This is a genomic window from Streptomyces sp. NPDC022910, from assembly GCF_055561075.1.
This window is the reverse complement of record NZ_JBVHHL010000078.1, coordinates 1-23,445: the sequence shown is the minus strand read 5'-3', so window position 1 is coordinate 23,445 and position 23,445 is coordinate 1. Positions and strand designations below refer to the sequence as shown.

The 23,445-nt window shown below is 72.3% G+C and carries 17 protein-coding genes, 1 tRNA gene and 1 riboswitch; of the genes, 11 read left to right on the top strand and 7 right to left on the bottom strand.

Annotation, left to right across the window (positions count from 1 at the left end; all coding sequences use genetic code 11):
- Window positions 1–133: 133 nt before the first annotated feature.
- Window positions 134–901, top strand: coding sequence for a TetR/AcrR family transcriptional regulator (locus tag ACZ3TS_RS38400; protein WP_467626758.1), 768 nt, complete (start codon window positions 134–136; stop codon window positions 899–901).
- A gap of 330 nt (window positions 902–1,231) precedes the next feature.
- The gene (locus ACZ3TS_RS38395; RefSeq protein ID WP_467626756.1) at window positions 1,232–3,166 is read left to right on the top strand and encodes a sigma-70 family RNA polymerase sigma factor; all 1,935 of its coding nucleotides are present in this window, start codon (window positions 1,232–1,234) and stop codon (window positions 3,164–3,166) included.
- A gap of 13 nt (window positions 3,167–3,179) precedes the next feature.
- On the opposite strand, the gene ACZ3TS_RS38390 is transcribed toward ACZ3TS_RS38395, so the two are convergent.
- Window positions 3,180–6,476 (bottom strand): AfsR/SARP family transcriptional regulator, encoded by a 3,297-nt coding sequence (locus ACZ3TS_RS38390; protein ID WP_467626753.1) that lies wholly within the window; start codon window positions 6,474–6,476, stop codon window positions 3,180–3,182.
- Window positions 6,477–6,657: 181 nt separating this feature from the next.
- Window positions 6,658–8,742, bottom strand: coding sequence for an asparagine synthase-related protein (locus ACZ3TS_RS38385; protein WP_467626751.1), 2,085 nt, complete (start codon window positions 8,740–8,742; stop codon window positions 6,658–6,660).
- 684 nt (window positions 8,743–9,426) lie between these two features.
- Between ACZ3TS_RS38385 and ACZ3TS_RS38380 the strand changes: the two genes are divergently transcribed.
- The 4 genes from ACZ3TS_RS38380 (at window position 9,427) to ACZ3TS_RS38365 (ending at window position 14,541) form a co-directional block, all read left to right on the top strand.
- Window positions 9,427–10,848, top strand: a complete 1,422-nt coding sequence (locus ACZ3TS_RS38380) for an MFS transporter (RefSeq protein ID WP_467626749.1) — start codon at window positions 9,427–9,429, stop codon at window positions 10,846–10,848.
- An 82-nt stretch (window positions 10,849–10,930) separates the two neighbouring features.
- On the top strand, window positions 10,931–12,148 hold the full coding sequence (gene lhgO / locus ACZ3TS_RS38375; protein WP_467626747.1) for an L-2-hydroxyglutarate oxidase: 1,218 nt from the start codon (window positions 10,931–10,933) through the stop codon (window positions 12,146–12,148).
- A gap of 143 nt (window positions 12,149–12,291) precedes the next feature.
- Entirely contained in the window at window positions 12,292–13,149 is an 858-nt protein-coding gene (gene trmB / locus ACZ3TS_RS38370; protein ID WP_467626745.1) for a tRNA (guanosine(46)-N7)-methyltransferase TrmB, read from the top strand.
- 63 nt (window positions 13,150–13,212) lie between these two features.
- A complete protein-coding gene (locus ACZ3TS_RS38365; RefSeq protein WP_467626742.1) occupies window positions 13,213–14,541 on the top strand; it encodes a PrsW family intramembrane metalloprotease in 1,329 nt (442 codons plus the stop codon).
- Window positions 14,542–14,727: 186 nt separating this feature from the next.
- On the opposite strand, the gene ACZ3TS_RS38360 is transcribed toward ACZ3TS_RS38365, so the two are convergent.
- From ACZ3TS_RS38360 to ACZ3TS_RS38340, 5 genes are all read right to left on the bottom strand, one after another.
- Window positions 14,728–15,672: an aldo/keto reductase gene (locus ACZ3TS_RS38360; RefSeq protein ID WP_467626740.1), complete on the bottom strand. Its 945-nt coding sequence runs from the start codon at window positions 15,670–15,672 to the stop codon at window positions 14,728–14,730.
- Window positions 15,673–15,825: 153 nt separating this feature from the next.
- Complete coding sequence (locus ACZ3TS_RS38355; RefSeq protein WP_467626737.1) at window positions 15,826–16,860, bottom strand: M23 family metallopeptidase; 1,035 nt, start codon at window positions 16,858–16,860, stop codon at window positions 15,826–15,828.
- Window positions 16,861–16,871: 11 nt separating this feature from the next.
- A riboswitch (cyclic di-AMP (ydaO/yuaA leader) is annotated at window positions 16,872–17,028 on the bottom strand.
- Between the two features lie 233 nt (window positions 17,029–17,261).
- Window positions 17,262–18,482, bottom strand: a complete 1,221-nt coding sequence (locus ACZ3TS_RS38350) for a PP2C family protein-serine/threonine phosphatase (RefSeq protein ID WP_467626735.1) — start codon at window positions 18,480–18,482, stop codon at window positions 17,262–17,264.
- Window positions 18,483–18,625: 143 nt separating this feature from the next.
- A tRNA-Met gene (locus tag ACZ3TS_RS38345) sits at window positions 18,626–18,699 on the bottom strand.
- Window positions 18,700–18,826: 127 nt separating this feature from the next.
- A complete protein-coding gene (locus ACZ3TS_RS38340; RefSeq protein ID WP_467626767.1) occupies window positions 18,827–19,975 on the bottom strand; it encodes a dihydrofolate reductase family protein in 1,149 nt (382 codons plus the stop codon).
- 99 nt (window positions 19,976–20,074) lie between these two features.
- Between ACZ3TS_RS38340 and ACZ3TS_RS38335 the strand changes: the two genes are divergently transcribed.
- The 5 genes from ACZ3TS_RS38335 to ACZ3TS_RS38315 all read left to right on the top strand — a co-directional run bounded on the left by ACZ3TS_RS38335 (window position 20,075) and on the right by ACZ3TS_RS38315 (window position 23,207).
- Window positions 20,075–20,584 (top strand): MarR family winged helix-turn-helix transcriptional regulator, encoded by a 510-nt coding sequence (locus ACZ3TS_RS38335; RefSeq protein WP_467626733.1) that lies wholly within the window; start codon window positions 20,075–20,077, stop codon window positions 20,582–20,584.
- Between the two features lie 147 nt (window positions 20,585–20,731).
- Window positions 20,732–21,409 carry a GTP cyclohydrolase II gene (locus tag ACZ3TS_RS38330; RefSeq protein ID WP_467626731.1) on the top strand — a complete coding sequence of 226 codons (678 nt, stop codon included), beginning with the start codon at window positions 20,732–20,734 and terminating at the stop codon, window positions 21,407–21,409.
- A 635-nt stretch (window positions 21,410–22,044) separates the two neighbouring features.
- The gene (locus ACZ3TS_RS38325; RefSeq protein ID WP_467626729.1) at window positions 22,045–22,281 is read left to right on the top strand and encodes an aromatic-ring hydroxylase C-terminal domain-containing protein; all 237 of its coding nucleotides are present in this window, start codon (window positions 22,045–22,047) and stop codon (window positions 22,279–22,281) included.
- Between the two features lie 311 nt (window positions 22,282–22,592).
- Complete coding sequence (locus tag ACZ3TS_RS38320; protein ID WP_364830433.1) at window positions 22,593–22,793, top strand: hypothetical protein; 201 nt, start codon at window positions 22,593–22,595, stop codon at window positions 22,791–22,793.
- A 6-nt stretch (window positions 22,794–22,799) separates the two neighbouring features.
- Window positions 22,800–23,207: a ferritin family protein gene (locus ACZ3TS_RS38315; RefSeq protein WP_467626726.1), complete on the top strand. Its 408-nt coding sequence runs from the start codon at window positions 22,800–22,802 to the stop codon at window positions 23,205–23,207.
- The last annotated feature ends 238 nt before the right edge of the window (window positions 23,208–23,445 follow it).

Sequence of the window (23,445 nt, the reverse complement as noted above, 5' to 3'; positions counted from 1 at the left end):
ACGGGGTGTAGGGGGATGCGCTCGACAGGTCCGCGACGGGCGGGCCGGGTCACGAAGGACGCATGTTCCGTACGCTCCGGCTTCCAATGGCGGGGAGTCTCCGGGGGGAGACGTCATTACCGGGGGAACGCTTATGCATATTCAGGACTCTCATTGGTCATCCGCGTCCGCCGTCGCACCGGCGGGCGCGGTGAGCGCGGCGGCGGGGAACGGACGCGGGGAGAGTGCGCGGACGACACCGCTGCGCGTGGACGCACAGCGCAACCTGGAACACGTCCTGCGGGCGGCGCGTGAGGTCTTCGGCGAGCTGGGGTACGGCGCGCCGATGGAGGACGTGGCGCGGCGCGCAAGGGTCGGCGTCGGCACGGTGTACCGGCGCTTCCCGAGCAAAGACGTGCTGGTTCGGCGGATAGCCGAGGAGGAGACATCCCGGCTGACCGACCAGGCCAGGGCGGCGCTCGGCCAGGAGGACGAGCCGTGGTCGGCGCTCTCGCGCTTCCTGCGGACGTCGGTGGCGTCGGGCGCGGGGCGGCTGCTGCCGCCGCAGGTGCTGAGGGTCGGGGTCGCCGAGGAGGGGACCCCGGGGACGGACGCGGTACTGGTGGACGAGGCGCGGGTGCCGCAGCAGCGCTCCCAGTCGGCCGAACTACGGCTCGTCGAGCAGCGACACGTGCCGGAGCCGGACGACGACGCGGGTACGGCGACGCTGCTGGAGGTCGTCGGACAGCTCGTGGATCGGGCGCGCGCGGCGGGTGAGCTGCGGTCGGACGTCACCGTCTCGGACGTGCTCCTGGTGATCGCGACGGCGGCACCCTCGCTGCCGGACGCGGCCCAGCAGGCGGCGGCCTCGGCACGGCTGCTCGACATCCTCCTTGAGGGCCTGCGGTCCCGCCCGGCGTGAGACGGGCGGCTCCCATGCCGGGGGCCTTCCGCGGCGGTCTTCCGAGCGCGGGCGCTGCGCAGCCCGCGGACGGTCCGGGTGCCGCGGTTGCCGGGCGGGCGGAGTCGCGTTCACCCGTCCGATGTCGTGACGGACCCGTATCACCCGTTTCGGTGACCTCCCTTATCAGGCGCCTCCGTTGACCGTCCCCTGATCGGGACCACCGGTGATGCGTCGGCACGGGGCGCCCGCGGACGGGTCGTGGTCCGTACTTGTCCTCCGGGGACAAGCCCCTGTGGCACTCTGGCCCGTGTTCGGGAGTGGTCGGGCAGGCGGCGGGGGCTTTCCGCGATGAGCGTTGACGGGCAGGACGAGTCACTCGGTGACGGCGGCGCGGAGAGCTCGCGGCGGGTACCGAACCAGGGCGGGCCGTCCCGGGAGGTCACGGGCGGCTCCCGCTCCGGCGGCGCGGCCGGGGCCGGTGTGCCGCCGCAGCGCGACGGCAGTGCGCTGCCGCCCTCGGACGCCGAGCTGATCGGGCGGATGCGCGACGGCGACGACACGGCGTACGAGGAGCTGTACCGGCGCCATGCCGGGGCCCTGCGCCGCTATGCGCGCACCTGCTGCCGTGACAGGCACACCGCGGACGACCTCGCCGCCGAGGTCTTCGCCCGCATGCTCCAGGCAGTGCGCTCCGGCTCCGGCCCCGAGCACGCGGTTCGCGCGTATCTGCTCACAACGGTCCGCCGCGTCGCCGCCACCTGGACGAAGTCCGCGAAGCGCGAGCAACTGGTCGACGACTTCGCGGCGTTCGCCGATCAGGCGGCGCGTCTGTCCGAGGCGTCCTACAGCGCCGCCCCCATGGGCTCCTTCGGTACGGGGGCGGACCTGGGTGCCGATGTGCGCGCGATGCACGAGGCCGAGCAGTCCATGGCCAGGCAGGCCTTCCATTCGCTGCCGGAGCGCTGGCAGGCCGTGCTGTGGCACACAGAAGTCGAGGACGAGTCGCCGAGCGAGGTCGCCACGCTCTTCGGGCTGGACGCCAACGGCACACGCGTACTCGCCAGCCGCGCCCGCGAGGGCCTCAAACAGGCCTATCTGCAGGCGCATGTGAGCGCGGCGCTCGCCTCCGACGAGGAGTGCGCGCGCTACGCCGACCAACTCGGTACGTACGCCCGCCGCAAACTGCGCACCCGGGCCGAACGGGGCCTGCGCAGGCATCTGGAGGAGTGCGCCCGATGCCGGCTCGCCGCGAGCCAGATCGAGGAACTCGCCCGCGGCATTCCCGCCGTCGTACCGGTCGCGGTCATCGGCTGGTTCGGCGCCGCCGGGTACGCCAAGGCGCTCGGGATCATCGCCGGTGGCGCCGGAGCCGGTGCGGCGGGGGCCGCCGCGGGTGCGGCCGCCACGGCGGGCGACGGCTCCGGCGGTGCGAGCGCGGGCGGTGGCACCGCGGTCTGGAAGGGGCTCGGCGCCCCGTTCAAGGCCGCGGTCGCGGCGGGAGTCGTCGCGGTGACGGCCACGGCGATCGCCCTCGCGGCGGCCGGCCACCACCGACCGGCCCAGAAGCCTGCGGCCGCGCCGCCCGCCACCCGGGCCGCGGAGTCCGAGGCCCCCGAGCCCAGCCCGACGCGCCAAAAGAGGCAGCCCGCCGGGCAGCGGTCGCCGGTGGCCCCGGCACCGGCCTCGACGCCGAGGGCGAACCCCACACCCACTCCGACTTCCGTGCCGACCGTGGTGGCGGCGAGGTCCGTGCCTTCACCGGCACCGAGCTCCACAGCGACCTCGGCTCCGACGTCGTCGCCGAAACCGACCCCGACGCCCACGAATCCCACGACACCCCCGCCCGCCCCGGCGGTCTACCAGTGGAACGAGCTGACGTACGACCTCACGGGCGACGGTACCGAGCCCGAGATGCGGCTGGCTGAGAGCAGCTGGGTGTGGCGGCGGTGGGGCATGTCGATCGCGGGGCGGCAGTACGCACACGGTGTGACCGTCCACGGTTCGTCGTCCGTGACGATCGACCTCAACCGTCCGTGCTCGTCGTTCGACGCGCTGGTCGGTGTCGACGATCTGGCAACGGGGCTCGGCAAGGTGCGGTTCTCGGTGTTCGTCGACGGGGTACGGCTGTGGCGGTCGCCGATGATGAAGAGCGATCGACCGGCGGTGCCGGTTCACGTCGGGCTCGGCGGGCACAAGACGGTCCGCCTGGTCGTGGAACCCCACGCCCGGAACGACGCGGCGACGCTCGGGGACTGGGCGGAGTCGCGTTTCACCTGCCAGTAGGGCAGGAGCCGGCTCACTCCGCGGATGCCTGCGCCAGCTCCCGCAGGACGTCCTCCGGGGTGAACGCGGTGCCCTTCGCGCGCTCGGCGTCGAAACGGGCTCGTCCCAGGGCCTCCAGGGCGGCGGCCCGCGTGCGCTCGGCCTCCACGCGCTCGGGTGCGGGGCGCACGGACGGCCCGCGCCAGAAGTCGGCGGCGGCAAGCAGCCGGGCCGCGCCGGCGTGCGCGCCCACAGTGCCCAGGACGTTCGCCGCCATGTCCGCGAGCCCCGCTGTCACCGGCTCCGCGCACCGGCTCGCCACGGCCTGGCGCAGCGCCTCGGCAAGCTTGCGCAGGCCGGATTCCGGGCCCGACTCGGCGACCGTGACGAGCGCGTCGACGCCGTTGAGCGCGGCGACGAACTGCGGGGGCGGAGTACCCCCGAGGGTCGCCACCCGCGCCCGTTCCCACCACTCCCGCGCCCGGGCGTTCTCCCCGTCGTCCAACGCCATCTGCGCCCGCAGCAGAAACACATACGCGCGGGCGTCCTGCACGCCGTACCGGTCGGCGGCGTCGCCCGCCTCGTCCAGTGCGGTCCGCGCGTCCGCCCGCTTGCCTTCGCGGTACGAGATCTCGCCGAGCCGGGCGAGCAGGAAGGGGGTCTCCGCGTACGCCCCGACCTCGTGGGCGAGCCGCAGTGCCTCCTCGTACTCACCCTTCGCCTCTTCGGAGGCGCCGCGCCCCATCGCCGCCTCGCCGGCCGCGCTGCACACCTGCGCACGCATCCAGCGGTCTCCGACGCGGCGGCTGATCACGCGCAGCTCCGCGAGGTCGCCGTCCACGTCGTGCAGACCGCCCGGGTAGTCGACGAGGATGTGCGTGCGGAGCATGAGGGTGACACCGATCTCCCAGTCGCCGCCGTATCTGCGGCAGTTGGCGAGGCTCGCGTGCATGGCCTCCCGGATGTCGTACCGCTCGCCCAGGTGGTACGCGGTCAGCGGCCAGACGATGCCGGGCAGCCGCGCCGCGTCCGGGCCGCCCCGCTCGAAGGCCGCGCGTACCCGGGCGACGTACCGCTGCGACCGCTCGTCCTCCATCGAGGCCACCGGCCGTGATTCGGCGAGCAGGAACAAGTGCAGCATCCGCAGCTTCATCCGCATCAGGTGGAGCGGGTGCTGCTGCTCCTCGGCGTGGGCGAGGAACACGTCGGCGGGATCGAACGCGGCCGGCTCTTCGAACACGTCGACCGCCGCGTCTTCCGCGCGGGCGTCCAGGGCCACACCCAGCCGCAGCACACGCTCCACCCACTCCGTGCCCTCGCGGCGGAAGTTGCGCAGCCACCAGAGCCAGCCCGTCGCGAGGGCGATGGCGCCGGCCTCCTCCTCGTCACCGGCGACGATCGCGCGGTGCAGCCCGGTCCGGATGTTGTCGAGTTCCGTCTCCAGGCGGATGATCCACGGGAGTTGCTCGGCCGAGCGCAGCTTCGGGTCGGCCTCCTCGACGAGCGCCCGCACCCACGCCCGGTGCCGTCGCTCCACCGCGGCGCGTAGCGCGGGAACCTCTGCGGCGCGCTCGGTGGCGTACTCGTGGATGGTCTCCAGCATGCGGTAGCGCATGGCATCGCCTCCGCCCCCCTCGTACGGGGTCGCGACGATCAGGGACTTGTCGACGAGCGCCCCGATGAGGTCGGCCGCGGGCCCGGTGCACACGGCCTCGGCCGCGCCGAGGTCCCAGCCGCCGGCGAAGACCGATACCTCCCGCAGCACCGTGCGCTCACGCTCGTCGAGCAGGTCCCAGGACCAGTCGACGACCGCGCGCAGGGTCTGCTGGCGGGGCAGCACCGTACGGCTCCCGGAGGTGAGGAGCCGGAAACGGTCGTCGAGGCGGTCGGCGATCTGCCGAGGGGTCAGCATCCGGAGGCGGGCGGCGGCCAGCTCGATGGCCAGGGGCAGGCCGTCGAGGCGGCGGCAGATCTCCTCGACGGCCGCCGGGTCGTGGACGGCGTGCGCGTCGGGGTGCGCGGCGGCGGCGCGCTCGGTGAAGAGGCGACGCGCGGGATCGGGTGGCAGGGGCTCCACGGGGCGGACCGACTCGCCGGGCACGCCCAGGGGTTCACGGCTGGTGGCGAGGATCGTGAGCCCGGGGCAGTGCGTCAGGAGAGTCTCCGCGAGCTCCGCCGCTGCGTCGATCACATGTTCGCAGTTGTCCAGGATGAGGAGTTCGCTGCGCGGTGCGCAGTACTCGATCAGCAGGGCGACCGGGTCGTCCTGCTGCATCACCATCTCGTTGGTGATCAGTACGGTCTCGCGCAGGCCGAGGGCGCTGACCACCGCGGCGGGAACCGCCTCCGGGCGGTCGAGCGGGGCCAACTCGGCCAGCCACGCGTACGGCAGCCCTGTGGCGGCTTCCTCGGCGAGACGAGTCTTCCCGGAACCGCCCGGTCCGGTCAGGGTGACCAGTCGGGCTCTGTGCAAGTCGGAGCGGATGGCGTCTAGTTCGGGTTCCCGCCCGACGAAGGAGTTCAGGCGGGGGCGGAGATTGCCGGTGCGTGCGGCGCGGGAGGCCGTGGGAGCGGGTGTGGGGTGCACGGCAGGCGGCGGCATGGACACGGACGGCTCCGAAGACAGCAACTCGGCGTGCAGTGCCTGCAGTTCCGCACCCGGATCGGTGCCCAGCCCGTCCGCCAGCGCACGGCGCACGCCCTCGTACGCAGCCAGGGCGTCGGCGCCGCGGCCCGTCGCGCGCAGGGCGCGGATGAGGAGTGCGTGGAGGGGTTCGTCGTACGGATGGGCCGTGGTCAGTTCCGTCAGCTCGGGTACGACGTCGGCAGCGCGGCCCAGGCGCAAATCGGCCTCGACGCGGGCATGCGTCGCCGCCAGGCGGAGGGCCTCGGCACGGGCGGCGGCACCGCGGTCGGGGAGGTCGGCCAGGGCGGGACCGTGCCACAGGGCGAGGGCCTCCCGCAGATCGCGGACGGCGGCGTGCGCGTCGCCCGTGGCGAGGGCAGAGATACCGCGCTGGACGAGGTCCTCGAAGACGAAGAGGTCCACCGCCTCGCGGGCGGAGACGAGCCGGTAGCCGCCGGGCTCCGAGGCGACCGTGTCCCGGCCGACGGCGCGGCGGAGCCGTCCGACGAGCGCCTGGAGGGCGGCCGGGGCGTCGAGCGGCGGGTCGTCGGCCCACACCTCGTCGATCAGGGTGCGGTGGGTGGCGGTGCGCCCGGGGCGCAGGGCGAGGGCCGTGAGCAGGGCGCGGACGCGGGGGCCGCCGACCGGTACAAGGGTGCCCTGGTCGTCCTCTGCTTGGGCGACGCCCAGAATCCTGTACCGCACCCGGCCATTCTTGCGGGGGCGGCCTCGCGGGGCACTGGGTTTGCGGTGGCGGGTGTGCCACACGGCTGTGGAGGGCCCGGGGCGGGCTGCCCGGTGGAGTGCAGGTGGCGGGGTGCCCGTCCCGCCCCGGCGCACGGCTGACCGCTGCCGTTACGGCTGCAAGGACATCCGCGGCGTAGCCCTAAGCCCCGGCCCCCAACGCCCGTCCCCGTGTCGCGATGCCCGCCGGGACCGCACGGGCCCGGGCCGGGGTGCCGGTCCAGCAGGTGCCTCTGCGCGCCAGCAGGCGGCGCAGCCACAGTTCCAGGGAGACCAGGTCCGCGAGGCCGTCCAGGGGAAGGGGTTCGCCCTCCGCCGCGGCCCGGACCGCCTTGCGGACCACGCGGGCCTCCACCAGGCCCGCCTCCGCCAGCAGCGGTGTGCCGAAGACGGCCATCAGCGAATCCGCGGCCAGCCGCAGGCCCGTGCGGGCCGCGGCCGCCGAGGACGCGTGCGAGGGCGCGCCCCAGCCGGACGGCAGTCCCCCCACGCCCGCGCCCTCCAGCACCGTGCGCAGGATCGCCGCCCGCGCTCCCGGCTGCACCCGGAGGGCCTCGGGGAGCGCACGGCACGCGCGGACGACCTGGTTGTCCAGGAACGGCGTGTGCAGCCGTTGGGAGCGGATCTCGGCGGCCTGTTCCAGCACCCGTAGATCCGCCGCATGCCTCGCCAGCGCCGCACGCGCGCGGAAGTCCCCCGGGCGCTGCCCGGGACCCACCCCCGTCCGAGCTGCGGCTCCTTGCAGGCGAACCGATACTTCAGCGAGGGCCTCACCGGTCAGCCAGCGCGCCGCGGGCCCTGGTCTGGCCCAGGTGAGCGCGGCGAGCGACGCGCCCACGGCACCCCCTGGCTCATCGAACCGCCGCTGCATGAGCCGTTCGGCGAGTGAGTCGACCCCGGCCCGGTACGGCGTGCGGGCCAGCTTCCGCGCAGCGCTGTACACGCGCGCGGGGACCATCACCGAGCCGTCCGCCTTCGCGAGCGCGGCCACCGGCCGCACGAGATGGCGCCGCTTGCGGTCCATCAGCAGGTCCGCGAGACGGGCCGGGTGCGCGTCGAGGACCTGGCGCGCGCCGTAGCCCGTGAAGTGGTCGGCGCTGCCTGACGCCAGCCGCGCGCGGTGCCTGGCCGCCGTCACCAGGGAGGGGCCCGGTTCGTCCGTCAGCGGGCCCTCCAGGTCGACATAGGGGAGCACTTCCTCGCCGCCGGTCACCACCACGTGGTGCAGCCGGGGGTTCGCCGCCAGCGTGCCCGCCCGCTCCAGCTCGGCCTCGCGGCCCCTGACGGCCAGGTCGTTGAAGGTGACGGCCAGCAGGCGCTCACCGGCTCCGGTGCCGTGCCCTAGAACCGTCCCCGGCATCCCGGGGAGCCCGGCCGCGAGCAGCGCCAGCGTGCCCGAGGCCGGCCCTCCGGAGAGGTCGGCGCCGATCCCGGGAACGGGCATGCCACGCGCGGCACGGCGTTCCGCCGGTCCCATCCCGGGGACGGGTCCGGGGTCGATGTCGGTGCCGGGGACGTGCCGGGGGGCCGCCAGACGCGCGCGTACGGCGTCGACGAGGGCGTCGCGCACGGCGTTCACAGCGGCGGCCGGATCCGCCGTGGGCGCCGCGACCGCGAGCGAGGCGACCGGCTCGTACCCGGCGATCTCGCGCGACCCCGCACGCAGGACGAGCGCGTGCCCTGGCGGAATGCGCCGTACGCCGTCGTACGGGGTCGAATCGTGCACCGCGGCCGGAACGTCGGGGGCGGCGAGGAGGGCCGCCAGGTGCCCGAAGTCGAGGTTGGCCTCGATGAGGTCCGCGAGCGGGAGCGCGGCGGTCGCGTACGCCGTGCCACCCGCCCAGGGGGTGTAGAACACCGGCCGCGCGCCGGCGAGGTCGCCGCACACCGTGATCCTGCGCCCGACCTGGACGACGGCGGTGTAGCTGCCGGACCAGGCGGTCAGATGGCGAAGTGCCCCTCCCCGGGCGGCGAACAGGCCGACGCGCAGCTCTTCGTCGGAGGCCCCGCACGTGCCCAGCACCGCGATCCGGGTCTGTGCGTCGGCCTTCACGACGCGCACCTCGTCCGGGCGCCAGTCCCCCACCGCCCACAGCGGATCCGGGTCGCCCCACAGGAGTTGGGAGCCCACAGGATGCACGGTCTCGCCGTCGTTTCCGGTGGCCCCGGCGACGCCGGGCTCGGCGGCTCCAGCGGCGGTGCTGCTCCATCCCACCAACCACCGCATCGACGCCTCCACAGGCTGTGGACCACCAGTGCACCGCACGAACGGCTCCCATGCTGCCACGAAGAGTGCCCGTGGGAAGGCGTGTGCCGCTGCTTGCGCGCCCCGGAACGCGCCCTCGTGGAGACTGGCGCAAGCCGGTGAACTCCCGCTCGGGGCACGGCGGCAGAATGGAAGTCGGGAGCGACCAGCGACGTGAATGCGCCCCCGAAATGCTCCCCGAAAACGCCATTCGCGCCCTCAAGAGTCGTGGTCGGAGCCTTGATCGCCCCCGAAATCCACCGTCGATTTTCGGCCAAATAGACTGCGATCGGTCGGCGTTGGGCACGCTCCGTGCAGGCCCCGTGCAACGCACGGTCCGGGAGGCGGAGTTCGCCTCCCGGACCGGTCCGCCGCCCGCGGGGATGTAGGCGGCGGTGTCCCCCAGCCCACTGGATCCAGTACAGCGGGCCGACCCACGCACGGCCCATGGAACCGCTCCCCCGACGGCTGCAGAAGAGCGCACGGACGGGCGCACGGCCACACACCGGTAGCACGCCGCAACCCTCCGTGCTGAGCTACGGACCACAATCCCGCCATCCGGATTTACGCCCCTTAACGCATGGGATGCGGCGAACTACGCTGGGTTTACGAATGCCGCGCGGTTATGCCACCGCCGCGGCAGCCGTCTGTGTCGAGGGGTGGCGCATGTCCAGGGAGCAACGCGGGCCGAACGAAAAACTCGGCGCCGTTCTCGCCCTCGCGGGAATCAGCAACGCAGGACTCGCCCGACGCGTCAACGACCTCGGCGCCCAGCGCGGGTTGACTCTTCGCTACGACAAGACATCGGTGGCGCGCTGGGTGTCGAAGGGCATGGTGCCGCAGGGCGCCGCGCCCCACCTCATCGCCGCGGCCATCGGCCAGAAGCTCGGCCGCCCCGTACCGCTCCACGAGATCGGTCTGGCGGACGCGGATCCCGCACCGGAAGTGGGCCTCGCCTTCCCCCGGGACGTAGGACAGGCGGTGAAGTCGGCGACGGAGCTGTACCGCCTCGACCTCGCCGGGCGCAGGACCGGCGGCGGCATCTGGCAGTCGCTGGCCGGATCGTTCGCGGTGAGCGCCTATGCGACCCCTGCTTCCCGCTGGCTGATCACGCCGGCCGACAGCTCGGTGGCGCGCGACCCCGCCCCCGGCGACGGGGCCGGAGCGCCGCTGAAGGTCGGCCACAGCGATGTCCAGAAGCTCCGTGAGGCCGCGGAGGACGCCCGGCGCTGGGACTCCAAGTACGGGGGCGGCGACTGGCGTTCGTCGATGGTGCCCGAGTGCTTACGCGTGGAGGCGGCGCCGCTGCTGCTCGGTTCGTACTCGGACGAAGTGGGCCGGGCGCTGTTCGGGGCCAGTGCCGAACTGACGCGCCTGGCCGGCTGGATGGCCTTCGACACGGGACAGCAGGAGGCCGCCCAGCGCTACTACATCCAGGCGCTGCGCCTGGCGCGTGCGGCCGCCGACGTACCCCTCGGGGGCTATGTCCTCGCCTCCATGTCGCTCCAGGCGACCTACCGCGGCTTCGGCGACGAGGGTGTCGACCTCGCCCAGGCCGCCCTGGAGCGCAACCGCGGTCTGGCCACGGCCCGCACCATGAGCTTCTTCCGTCTCGTCGAGGCCCGCGCGCACGCGCGCGCAGGTGACGCCCAGGCGGCCGGGGCGGCCCTGAAGGCCGCCGAGGGCTGGCTGGAGCGGGCCCGCGACGGCGACAACGACCCGTCCTGGCTCGGCTTCTACTCCTACGACCGGTTCGCGGCCGACGCCGCCGAGTGCTACCGCGACCTCAGGGCGCCCCGCCAGGTCCGCCGCTTCACCGAGCAGGCCCTCTCCCGGCCGACGGAGGAGTACGTGCGGTCCCATGGACTTCGCCTGGTCGTGTCGGCGGTCGCCGAGCTGGAGTCCGGCAACCTGGACGCGGCGTGCGAGCAGGGGGTGCGGGCGGTGGAGGTCGCCGGACGCATATCGTCGGCGCGCACCACCGAGTACGTGAGGGACCTCCTGCACCGACTGGAGCCGTACGGCGACGAACCGCGCGTGGCGGAGCTGCGCGAGCGGGCACGGCCGCTGCTGATGGCGCCGGCCTGAGCCGACCGGGGGTACAGGCGGTCGGACGCCTCCCGGGTTTGAGGGCATTGTCAGCGGCGCAGTGCACTATCGGAACCGGGAGGTGAAGCAGGTGCGTGAGATCGCCTACGACTGCGACGTGCTGGTGATAGGTGGCGGAATCGTCGGCCTGTCGACGGCGTATGCGATCACGCGTGCCGCTCCGGGCACGCGGGTGACGGTCCTGGAGAAGGAGCCGGGCCCGGCCCGCCACCAGACGGGACGCAACAGCGGGGTCATCCACAGCGGGATCTACTACCGCCCGGACTCCCTCAAGGCGCGGTACGCGGTGCGGGGCGCCACCGAGATGGTCAAGTTCTGCGCCGAGTACGGCATCGCGCACGCCGTGACCGGCAAGCTGATCGTCGCGACCGAGCGGGAGGAGCTGCCGCGTCTGCACGCGCTCGTCCAGCGCGGCCGGGAGAACGGCATTCCGGTACGGGAGCTGGGCCCGGCCCAGATCGTGGAGTACGAGCCGGAGGTGCGGGGACTGGCGGCCATCCACGTGGGCACCACCGGGATCTGCGACTTCGTGGCGGTCGCCCGGCAACTGGGCGAGGCCTCCGGGGCGGAGATCCGGTACGGCGCCGAGGTGGTGCGGATCGACCGGCGACCGTCGCTGGGCGTCGCCGTACGCACCGGCGACGGAACGGTCCTGCGCGCACGTGTGCTGGTCAACTGCGCCGGGCTGCACTGCGACGAGGTGGCCCGGCTGACCGGTGACGACCCGGGGATGCGGATCGTGCCGTTCCGGGGCGAGTACTACGTGCTGAGGCGGCCCGAGCTGGTGCACGGACTGGTGTATCCGGTGCCGGACCCGGCGTTTCCGTTCCTCGGGGTGCATCTGACCCGGGGGATCGACGGAGAGGTGCACATCGGGCCGAACGCGGTGCCGGCGCTGGCGCGCGAAGGGTACGGCTGGGGGGTCGTACGACCTCGGGAGCTGGGCGCGACGGTGGCCTGGCCGGGTGCGTGGCGGATAGCACGGCGGCACTGGCGGTACGGGGCGGGAGAGCTGCGGCGATCGGTGTCGAAGGCGGCGTTCACGGACGCGGTGCGCAGGCTGTTGCCGGAGGTCGGGGCGGACGACCTCGTGCGGGCTCCCGCGGGGGTGCGGGCGCAGGCCGTGCTGCGGGACGGGACGCTGGTGGACGACTTCCTGATCCGGGAGGGGGCGCGGGCGGTGCATGTGCTGAACGCGCCGTCGCCTGCGGCCACCGCTTCACTGCCGATCGGGCGGGAGGTGGCGCGTCGGGTGCTGGCGGTGCTCGGCCGGGGCTGAGCTGTCGCTCGGTGCCTGTGCTAGGGCTGCGGCTGCGGCTGCGGCTGCGGCTGCGGCTGCGGCTGCGGCTGCGGCTGCGGCTGCGGAGCATCTCCTGCGGCCCGACTGTCCGCCGTTGTACAGGCCCTAAAATTGGTTTCACTGTGTCTGAGTCCCTCAACTTCGCTCCCGAAGATCACCAGGTCGTACCCGGCGGTCCGGACGGCCGTGCCCCCGCCGGGTCCGTCCGGCACACCCGGGCCAAGGCTGAGCCCCGGTTTCCCGACGGGCCGAAGGCCGATCCCGCCGGGTCGCACTTCGAGCGGCGGATCCGGAGTTTCCAGCCGCGGCGCAGCCGGGTGACGGCCGGGCAGGCGGATGCCCTGCAGCGGCTGTGGCCCGAGTGGGGGCTGGACATCGACGGGCAGCGGATCGTCGATCTCACCGAGCTGTTCGGGAACACGAACCCCGTCGTGCTCGAGATCGGGTTCGGTATGGGCGAGGCCACCGCGCGTATGGCGGCGGAAGACCCCGGCACCAACATCCTCGCCGTCGACGTGCACACCCCCGGCCAGGGCAACCTGCTGGGCCTCGCCGACCGGGGCGGTCTGACCAACGTCCGGGTCGGGAACGGCGACGCGATCATCCTGCTCCGCGAGATGCTCGCCCCGGACTCCCTCGACGGACTGCGCGTCTACTTCCCCGACCCCTGGCCCAAGAAGCGCCATCACAAGCGGCGGCTTGTCCAGCCCGAGTTCCTCACACTCGCCGCCACCCGCCTCAAGCCGGGCGCGCTGGTGCACTGTGCGACGGACTGGGAGCCCTACGCCGAGCAGATGCTCGAGGTGCTCACCGCGCATCCGGCGTTCGTGAACACACAGCCCCACGGCGGTTACGCGCCACGTCCCGACTTCCGGCCGCTGACCCGTTTCGAGGGCCAGGGACTGGACAAGGGTCATGTCGTGAACGACCTGCTGTTCCGGCGCGTACCGCTCCTGGACCAGCCCTCCGCCGGCGGCTGAGCGTCGCGGGCCCCCACCAGGCACCGTCGCGGGCGGCGCCCCTCCGTCACTAGGGTCGATGCCGTGGCCACCTTCCCCCCGTACCCTTCGCACCCGGGCGGCAGCTCCGGTGGAGGCACGCTCGGGCACGTGCACTGGTGGCAGAAGCGGTGGGTGCGCTACGGAGCGCTGATCACCCTGCTCACGCTCTCCGGGCTCGTCATCCTCGCCCTCGTCCGGCAGCAGACCGGCACCGAGGGTTTCCTGGTGGGGCTGGGCCTCGCGGTGCTGCCCGTGCCGCTGCTCATGGCCGCGTTCCGCTGGCTGGACCGGGTCGAGCCGGGCCCCTGGCGCAACCTGCTGTTCGCCTTCGCCTGGGGCGCGTGCGCGGCCGCGCTCATAGCGATCGTTGCGAACAGCTTCGCGACCAGATGGATCGCGACGGCGACCGCCGATCCGAACAACGCCGACACACTCGGCGCGACCGTCATAGCACCCGTGGTCGAGGAGTCCGCGAAGGCGGCGGCCGTGCTGCTGGTCTTCCTCTTCCGCAGACGGGACTTCACCGGGATCGTCGACGGAGTCGTGATAGCCGGGGTCACCGCGACGGGCTTCGCCTTCACCGAGAACATCCTCTACCTGGGAACGGCCTTCGGCACGGACCAGCTGAGCGGGGAGCGCGGGCTGGCGTCCGTGACGGCCGCGACCTTCTTCGTGCGCGTGGTGATGTCCCCCTTCGCGCACCCGCTGTTCACCGTGCTCACCGGCATCGGCTTCGGAAGCGCCGCGCTGTCGGCGGAGCGCCAGCGCACGCGCCGTGTGCTCATGCCGCTGTGCGGGCTGCTGCTCGCGATGGGCATGCACGCCATGTGGAACGGGTCGTCGTCGTTCGGCGAGTACGGGTTCTTCGCGGTCTACGCGTCGTTCATGGTGCCCGCGTTCGGACTGCTGACCTGGCTGGTGATCTGGACGCGGCAGCGGGAGCTGCGCACGGTGCGGGAGGAACTTCCGGCGTACGCGCTCGCCGGGTGGCTGGGCCCGGCGGAGCCGTACGTGCTCGGCTCGATGCGGGCCCGGCGGCTGGCCCGGGAGTACGCGGGACACCACTTCGGGAAGGCGGCCGCACGCTCGGTCGCCGAGTACGAGGCGTACGCGACGTCGCTGGCGTTCCTGCGCCACCGGGGGCGTCGGGGCCGGGCGGGGCCCGATTTCGTCGTACGGGAGCGGGAACTGCTCGCCGAGCTGTGGGCGCGACGGGCGGTGGCACGGCCGGCCCTCGCGTACGCCGCGCGAGCCCTGACCCCGGTTGCTCCGCCACCGCTCTGGCCGATGTACGGGTATGCCCCGGCGTACTGGTCACCGCCGTACGGCCCGGCGGCGCCGTATCCGTCGCACAACCCGTATCACTCGTAGCGGCCGCGGAGGGTCCGGCACCCGGACTTCCCCGTCGTTGCCGATCACCACAGCGGAGGAAGGGCGCCGTCGGCGTCACGCGTCGAAAGACCGCCGCCAGGCGCCCACGCGCCACCGCCGGCGCCACCGCCGAGAAGTCGGCGCGACGTCAGGCATCCAAGGTCGCCCCGGCGTTGCGCCGCCTCCTCACGCCGACGCCGTCGTCAGCTTCGTCGTCTCCTCGTCCGTCAGCGTCAGCTCGCCCACCGCCAGCAGTGCCGGCAGTTGTTCCACCGTGCGGGCGGAGGCGATCGGGGCCGCCACCGTCGGCCGGCCCGCGAGCCATGCCAGGGCCACCGTGGCGATCTCCGCGCCCCGCTCCTGCGCGATCTCGTCCAGGGCCGTCAGGACGCGCACTCCTCGCTCCGACTTCAGGTACTCCCCGGCACGCCCGGCCCGGGCCGAGTCGACCGTCGTACCCGGCCGGTACTTGCCGGTGAGGAAGCCGGCCGCGAGCGCGAAGTACGGAACGGCCGCGAGGCCCGCCCGGGAGGCGACCTCCTGCAGCGCGCCCTCGTACGTGTCGCGCGAGACCAGGTTGTAGTGCGGCTGCAGCGCCACGTACCGCGCCAGGTTCTCGCGGTCGGAGAAGTCGAGGGACTCCTGGAGGCGCTCTGCGGAGATGTTCGAGGCGCCGATGGCGCGCACCTTGCCCGCGTTCACCAGCTCGTCCAACGCGCCGATGATCTCCTCCACCGGCACCTCCGGCATGTCGAAGTGCGTGTAGTAGAGGTCGATGTAGTCGGTGTCCAGGCGGCGCAGGGACGCGTCGGCCGCCGCCTTGATGTTGGCGGCGGTCAGGCCCAGGTACTCGGGGTGCCGGCTGACCTTGGTGGCGATGACGACGTCCGAACGGTTGCCGCGCGCCCTGACCCATTTGCCGATGATGGTCTCGGATTCGCCGCCCTTGTTGCCCGGCGCGAACGCCGAGTAGGCATCCGCGGTGTCGACGAAGTTGCCGCCCGCCGCCGCGTAGGCGTCGAGCACGGCGAAGGACTGCGCCTCGTCGGAGGTCCAGCCGAAGACGTTGCCGCCGAGGGACAGCGGGAAGACCTCGAGGTCGGAGGAGCCGAGCTTGCGAAGAGAAGTCATGCTCAATGTCAACGCCCGTGTCGGACCGGCGTCTTCCGGGACACCGCAAAGTTCCCGCAAAAACCGGATCCGCGTACTCCGGTTCAGAGACCACGACAGGCAGTCCTGAGGTCGGGGGCCGTCAGGACTGCCGGGGTCGGGTGAGGACGGCTCTCAGGGGGTGACGCCCTTGCTCTGCAGCCACGCCATCGGGTCGATCGCGTCGCCGCCGCCCGGGTGGACCTCCAGGTGCAGATGCGGCCCGGTCACGTTCCCGGTCGCGCCCACGCGGCCGATGACGTCGCCCGTGGACACCTTCTGCCCGACGCTGACGCTGATCGACGACTGGTGGCAGAACCACAGCTCCGTGCCGTCGTCGAGGGTCAGGATCGTGCGGTAGCCGTACGAGCCGGCCCAGCCCGCCTCCGTGATGGTGCCGCTGTGGATCGCCTTGATGAGCGTGCCCGTGGGCGCGGCGAAGTCGAGGCCGGTGTGGTAGCCGGAGGACCACATGGCGCCGGCGTCACCGAAGCGGGAGGTCAGGGTGTAGGAGGAGGTCGGCAGCGTGTACTGCTTGGCGAGTTCGGCCAGCCGCGCCGCCTCGGCCTTCTTCCTTGCCTCTTCCTCGGCCCTCTTCTTGGCGGCGGCGGCCTTGGCCGCGGCGTCGTCCTGCGCCTTCTTCGCGGCAGCGGCGGCCTTCTTCGCGGCGGCCTGCTCCGCGGCCTGTGCGGCAGCGGCGGCGGCCCGGTCCTGCTGGGACGCGGCCTGCTGGATGATCCGGGCGCGCAGCGCCTCGCCCGCGTCCTCGGTACCCGCAGCGGCGTCGGTGGTGGTCACCCCGACGGTACTCAGAGGGGTGGCGGACCCTTTGGGGGTGGCGGTCTCCTGACCGATGAGCGCCTTGGCCGAGTCGGTGACCGAGGAGAGATCCGGGAGAGATATGGACACCGGCGGCTTGCCGGTCTGAGCGGTGGCCATGCCGCCCGCACCGACGGCGGCCATCACACCGACGCCCAGGACGGTGGAGCTGCGCGCGAGTCCTCCCCCGCGCTGCTTGGCGACGCGGTGGCGGCCGCGGACGGGAGGGAGGGATTCCTCGGTGGGGTTCCACTCCTCCCAGGGGCCCTCGTCGCTGCGGGGTTCGAAACCGAACGTCTGAGTCGCGTTCGGAGCGAACGCGGTGCCCTGGGCAGGCGGGTTGGACGCCACGTGGGCGCACTCCTTTCCTTCCGTCTCGCCTACCGGGTTAGCTGACGGGTTCGGAGAGGAAGGTCTCCTACGCGCGTATACCGGCCGTGCTTCCACGACGGCACCCGCCCGATTCACCCCAAGGTGGTGGTTCCCCGGCTCCCTTGCGGGATTCGGCACATGCGCACGGAGCCGCCTCTTGTGACGGCTGGGACGACCGCGCTGCGTTATCGAACGTTAATAGACCCAGGGCCAGGATTCCAAGCTGTTCGGACAGATCCTTGATGCTCTTGACCAGGACTTTCATGCCATGAACGGGAGAAAACGGGCGAGTTGACCACTCCTCATGAGCCACACGCGTATTGACGGCGTGTCAGATGTTATGCGCAGGGGGGTCGCTCGATCACCCGCCGTGACAACGCTCAGGAACGCTCGGGCCGCCGTACGGCCAGCAGGGCCATGTCGTCCGTGGCACGGCCGCCGGTGTGACGGGCGACCTCCTCGGTGACGGCGGCCAGCAGGGCACCGGGGCCGGGGAAGACACGGCCGGCGAGACGGACGGCTGGGTCGTAGAACTCCCCGTGCGCGTCCCGCGCCTCCGAGACGCCGTCCGTGTAGAGGAGCAGCGTCGCCCCGGGCGGGAAGTCCCACTCCTCCATACGGTCGGGCCAGGCCGCCAGGTCGCCCATGCCGAGCGGCAGCGCGGTCTCGCGGGTCTCCAGCGCGCGCAGGGTGCCGTCCGGCAGCAGAAGCAGGGGTGCGGGGTGGCCCCGGTTGACGACGCGGACGACGCCGCCGCCGTGCGGGATCTCCGCGAGGACCGCGGTGATGAACCCTTCGAACGCTTCGGGCCCGTCACGCCGGATGCCCTCGCGCGACAGCGCCCGCTCCAGGCGCTGGGCAACCGCCTCAGGAGTCGACTCCTTTTCGGCGGCCTCCCGGAAGGCGCCGATGACGACGGCGACCGCGGCCACGGCCCCCATCCCCTTTCCGCGCACGTCCCCGACGACGAGCCGTACGCCGTGCGGGGAGTCCTGCACGGCGTACAGGTCGCCGCCGATGAACGCACCGGCCTGCGCCGCCTCGTACCGGGCGGCGACGTCGAGCCCGCCGATCCGGGCCGCGGGCTCCGGCAGCACGGCTCGCTGGGCGGCCTCGGCGATCTCGCGGGCGGAAGCGAGGCGTTCGTTCTTGCGCCGTACGAGCATGTTGATGAGGACGGCCAGGACGGCGACGGTGACGATGGTGACCGTCTCGGTGACCGCGCCGGCCCGCCCACCGAGCCCGAGCCAGAGGTGGACGGTGAGGACGACGGCGACCGCGGCCACCCCCGTGAGAACGGTGCCGCGCAGCGAGTAGAGAGGCGCGGCGACGAGCGGCGCGGCGGTGAAGAGCGGCCCGGCCGTGACATCGGACGGGGTGAGGCAGTCGTAGCAGGCGCCAACGCCGATGAGCAGCCCGGGCAGGGCGCACAGGAACGCCCGCGCGCAGAAGTAACGACGGGCCTCGCGCTCGACCCGACCCGGCGGCGGGAGGTTCCCGGCACCGGCGGCGAGCGCGAGGTCGCCTGACAGTCGACCGCCGGGCCGGTCCCGGTCGTCGTGCGACTCCTCGAACCACCGCGCGCCTGCTTGCTGCACCACCCGTCCAGACTTTCCGGAAGGGGGGCGGAGGGCGACCGCTGTGAGCCGGCCGGAGTACGGACCGGGAACGAACCGGTGGATGCGAAGGACGGGGGAAACGCCGAGGGCCGGAGCCCTTCCGGACTCCGGCCCTCGGCCATCAGTAGCGGGGACAGGATTTGAACCTGCGACCTCTGGGTTATGAGCCCAGCGAGCTACCGAGCTGCTCCACCCCGCGTCGGTGATTCCAGTGTACGCCATGCGCGCGACACCCAGCACACAGGTTTACGCCCACGGCCCCTCACCAGCCGTTTCCGGCCGACCGCACCAGCCGTTTCCGGCCGCCCGCGGAGTCCTGGCACCCGTCAGGGGCGGGTGGCCGGTGGAAGCAGATGGGCGTTCGGCGCCTTTGCCCGCTCCTCGTACTCCGGCAGGAGCACCACGTCCACGCCGGCCGCCGCCAACACCGCGTTCCCGTCGGCCGACTGCACGAACGTGTCCGGTTCACGCCAGGCCGTGACCACCCGTCGCACCCCGGCCTCCAGGATCAGCCGGGCGCACGGCGCGGCCCGGGATGAGCGGCGGGCGCACGGTTCCAGGCTGCTGTACACCGTGGCGCCGGCCAGCCGCGGATCCGCCGGGTCCAGCTTTGCCAGGGCCGCCTCCTCCGCGTGGACCACGGGATCGCCGCCCTCGCGGGAGTGCCCGCGCGCCAGCTCCGTGCCGTCGGCCGCGACGATCACCGCCCCCACGCTGAAGGCCGTCCCGGAGGGCGGGCACCGCGCCGCGAGCTCGCAGGCCGTCTCCAGCCACCGCCGGTCCGCGGCGGAGGCGAGCGGCCCGGTGCCGGGCGCCGTGGGCGCGTACCGCAGCAGCACGACGTCCCCGACCGGCCGGGTCTCCATCAGCCTCATCCGCCCGGGCGGGTACGACCCCGGCCCGAACATCCGCGGCGCGTCCGCCTGCCCCACGAACAGCGGCGCGACGACGAGCTGCAACTCGTCCGCGAGCCCCTGCCGCAGCAACTGCGTGTGCACCCGCCCGCCGCCCTCGACCATCAGCCGCCGTACTCCCCTTACGTCACCCAGGTGAGCGAGGACCGCCCGCCACTCCACGTCGGGACCGAGCGCGACCACCTCCACCTCCGCGGGCAGCAGCTCGCGGAGCCGCTCGGCGGCCTTGTCCGTCGTGTACACCGTCTTCGCGCCGCCCGTGTGCCAGAAGAGGGCATCCGGGTCGAGGTCGCCGGACGCGCTGACCGTGACCTTCAGGGGGTATTCCGGCAGTCCGGCGGCGAGCCGGACCGCGCGGCGCTCGGCCGAGTAGACCAGCAGCCGCGGGTTGTCGGTGCGCAGCGTGCCCGCGCCGACGAGTATCGCGTCGCTACGCGCACGCACCTCGTCGACCCGGTCGAAGTCCTCCGGTCCTGACAGCAGGAGCCGCTCGGGTCCGGTGTCGTCCAGGAAGCCGTCGAGGGAGACGGCGGCGGACAACAGGACGTAGGGGTGGGCCATCGGGTGCGCTCCAGGGGTCGGGATCCACTGGGTCCGGATCCGGTCGGGCTGGGAGAGGGACGCATGGTTCAACTTTTGAACAATAACTACACTGGCAGCATGACGACCCGCTGGCTCACCCCCGAGGAGCTGCGCGCCTGGCGCTCGTACCTCGCCGCGTCGTGGCTCCTGGAGGACACGGTCGACCGGCAGCTCCAGCAGGAGGCCGGTATGCCGCACCTGTACTACTCGGTCCTGGCCAACCTCTCCGACGCCCCCGGCCATCAGATGCGGATGACCGACCTCGCCGAGACGCTGAAGATCACGCGCAGTCGGCTGACGTATGTCGTCACCCGTCTGGAGAAGGACGGCACGGTCCGCCGGGAGGGTTGCCCGACCGACAAGCGCGGCAGCATGGCGATCCTGACGGACGCGGGCATGGCACTCCTGGAGCGTACGGCGCCGGGCCACGTCGAGACAGTGCGGGCATCCGTCTTCGACCACCTCACACCCGAGCAGGTGGCCCAGCTGGAGGCCATCTGCAACCGGATCACGGAGGCGCTCCAGGGGGACGAGGAGCGGTCCTCGTGCGGCGGAGTGCCGTGGCGCCGGCGTTCGTCCACGGCGTAAGCCCAAAAGGCCGCGCACCCGAAAAGACGTTGCTTGAAGTTTAAAGCACGGTTAGAGTCTCCGACCGAGGTTGTGCTTCAAATCTGAAGCATGGGGCGCACCTCCGCACCCGCCCGCAACCCGCCGGCCCGGAGAAGGACGACAGACATGCGCGACCCACGCGACGCCACCGCATCCAGCGACAGCAGCAACCCGACCGACCTCCCCACCGCCACGGTCCGCACCCGCGTGACGGTTCCGCTCCGCTTCGGCGACGGCTACACGGTCACCGCCGACCTCGTCACCTTCCACGGCCTCGCCGACGGCCAGGAGCACGTGGCCTTGGTCCTCGGCGAGCCCTCCGCCGACCGCCCCCCGCTGGTGCGGCTGCACTCCGAATGCCTGACCGGCGACGTCTTCGGCTCGGCGCGCTGCGACTGCGGCCCCCAGCTGCGCGAGGCGGTGGAGCGCATCGCCGACCGGGGCGGTGTCCTGCTCTACCTCCGCCAGGAGGGCCGCGGCATCGGCCTCTACAACAAGCTCGACGCGTACGCCCTCCAGGACCAGGGCCTGGACACCTACGAGGCGAACGCCGCGCTCGGTCTGCCGGAGGACGCCCGCGACTACACGGCCGCCGCGCAGATGCTCCGCGCCCTCGGCATCGACGCCCTGGACCTGCTCTCCAACAACCCGGACAAGGCGGCCCAGCTCCGCGCCCTGGGCCTCGCGGTCACGCACCGCGTCCCCACGGGCGTCTTCACCACGGCGCAGAACGTCCGCTATCTCCGCGCCAAGGTGGTCCACACCCAGCACACCCTGCCGCTCACGGAGCTGACGGCAGGGTGAGGCGCCACGCCCCGGACATCCGCGGCAGTCGGGCCCAGCGGGACGGACTGTGTCTGATCCGCAAGCCCCCCGACTCCTCCGTGCGGGTGGCGAAACGACTGAGCACCCCGCCCGGATCAATCCGGTCGGGGGCTGCCTCGCAGGTCAGATGGGGTGGGCCGGGCTGCTGGGCGGCGCCGGCAGAGCCCGCGCCCCTGGTGAGGGACATGAGGCGGGTCTGGTTTCGACCGCCGATGGGTTCGTAACCACTGGGTTCGTAACCACCGGCCATCACTCCGGCTGTTCGAGCCGATAGCCCCGCATACAGATGAATCACGGCATTCGCGCAGGCATATCCGCTGCATGTACTCACTGACCGCGCCACCCGTCGGGCGACGGCCGAAGCGCCGATGCCCGCACCAACTCCGGCATCACTGCGGAGGGGTCCCCGCCGGCCACCCACCGAAGCGGGCCGCTGCGTCCGTCATGTCCGACGGATACCGGCCGAGTGAGCCCGTGACCGCGATCCGTAGCCCGATGGTTCTACGTCCGTCTGGCGCACGGCGCGGCTGCCGCCCCACTACCGCATCAGCGCATCAGCATGGTCAGACAGCCCCGACATAACAAGTGGAGGCTTCCTGTTGCGCTGGAGGAGCATGGGCCTGTTGGCGGTCGCCTGCGCTGTCGGTGTCTCACCACAGACTGACAGGGAGGGGTGGGCCGGCGAGGTCGAGATCGTGTCACCCACGGGGGCCACCAAGAAAAGCGTTCTGGTCAGACCAGACGCCTATATCGCGTGGGCCATCTCGGACGAGTCGCCTGAACGTCGCATCGACGCCGCCCGCCAAGCACTGACCGAATGGTGCGGGGTAGCCGGGTCTGGCGGGCAGTGACCGGCAGGCCAGGGCGCCAGCCGATGGTCTGAATTAGACCTCGATGTAGGCGATAACGACGACCGTTATCTCGGGTCTATGTGGCCTAGTTGCAGCTCAGGGCTTCGCTGCTGTGTGAGGGACGTTAGCGACGGTCCCGCTTCAAATAGGGTGACGGTGTGTCTCAGAGTCCTGATCAGCCGCTTCTGCCGTCTCGTCATCAAGTTGGCAGCCTTCGTGGCTTCCTCCATGGAAGGACATACTCGGCCGCCTCAGTCACCATCAGGCTCGACGGTGCACCGTCTCATGCTGCGGGCTCGCCTCTGGATGACGTGAGCAAGGTCTCGAATGCCCTGTATGAGGTTGTCGACGGTCTTGCCAGGCGAGTGCTGGACGCGGTTTTTTCCGGGCAGTCGAACGCTGAGGCGCGTGACGCATGGGTCGCGCTCTTGCTGATCGCCCAGAACTGGCGGGACTCACCTGATCTGCCGGCAGACCTGAAGACCATGGTTGATGAGGCCCTTCCACTCTGATAGGCGGTGGTAACGGGGTGGATCGTCACCAGTGGTGGCGGTACCCGGGCCAACCTCGACACCGCCATGCACGGTGAGGCGCTCGCGCACGCCAAGTACATGCTCTTTGCCGCCCGCGCCCAGCAGACCGGCAATCCTGCGCTGGCCCGTCTGCTCGAAGGGACCGCGGGGGTCGAACTGCACGAGCACTTCGCCGGCGAAGCGGTCCTGGCCGGCCTGGTCAGCGCGACGAAGGACAACCTGAGCAGGGTCATCGCTGGGGAGCACAACGAAGCGACCATCCTGTACCCAGGGTTCGCCAAGCGAGCCACCGCTGTCGGCGACACCGCCGTCGCCAGCTACTTCCGCGACACCGCCGCCGACGAGGCCAAGCACGCGACCGCCTTCGAGCAGGCACTCGACCAGGTGCACTGATCCTGGTCGAAGGAACGCCCGGCCGGTCGACGTGGCATGGCCCGGCCGGGCTGCCGCGTCACCCCTGGAGCCAGATCCGCTTGTTGAGAAACGGCCATGCCAGACCGCCTTCACGCCGGAGTCACCGATGCGGTAGGTCACGTCTGACCATCCCCTCGTAGCGTGGAGCCCGTGATTGCAGGGGAAGTTGGGATTCATGGGGTCCAAGAAGAAGCCGCCGTACGACGCCGAGTTCCGT

Bases quoted from the DNA above. Each gene is read 5' to 3' on its own strand.
- ACZ3TS_RS38400 (WP_467626758.1), top strand. From the start codon at position 134: ATGCATATTCAGGACTCTCATTGGTCATCCGCGTCCGCCGTCGCACCG.
- ACZ3TS_RS38395 (WP_467626756.1), top strand. From the start codon at position 1,232: ATGAGCGTTGACGGGCAGGACGAGTCACTCGGTGACGGCGGCGCGGAG.
- ACZ3TS_RS38385 (WP_467626751.1), bottom strand. From the start codon at position 8,742: ATGCGGTGGTTGGTGGGATGGAGCAGCACCGCCGCTGGAGCCGCCGAG.
- ACZ3TS_RS38380 (WP_467626749.1), top strand. From the start codon at position 9,427: ATGTCCAGGGAGCAACGCGGGCCGAACGAAAAACTCGGCGCCGTTCTC.
- ACZ3TS_RS38360 (WP_467626740.1), bottom strand. From the start codon at position 15,672: ATGACTTCTCTTCGCAAGCTCGGCTCCTCCGACCTCGAGGTCTTCCCG.
- ACZ3TS_RS38340 (WP_467626767.1), bottom strand. From the start codon at position 19,975: ATGGCCCACCCCTACGTCCTGTTGTCCGCCGCCGTCTCCCTCGACGGC.
- ACZ3TS_RS38335 (WP_467626733.1), top strand. From the start codon at position 20,075: ATGACGACCCGCTGGCTCACCCCCGAGGAGCTGCGCGCCTGGCGCTCG.
- ACZ3TS_RS38330 (WP_467626731.1), top strand. From the start codon at position 20,732: ATGCGCGACCCACGCGACGCCACCGCATCCAGCGACAGCAGCAACCCG.
- ACZ3TS_RS38325 (WP_467626729.1), top strand. From the start codon at position 22,045: ATGGGCCTGTTGGCGGTCGCCTGCGCTGTCGGTGTCTCACCACAGACT.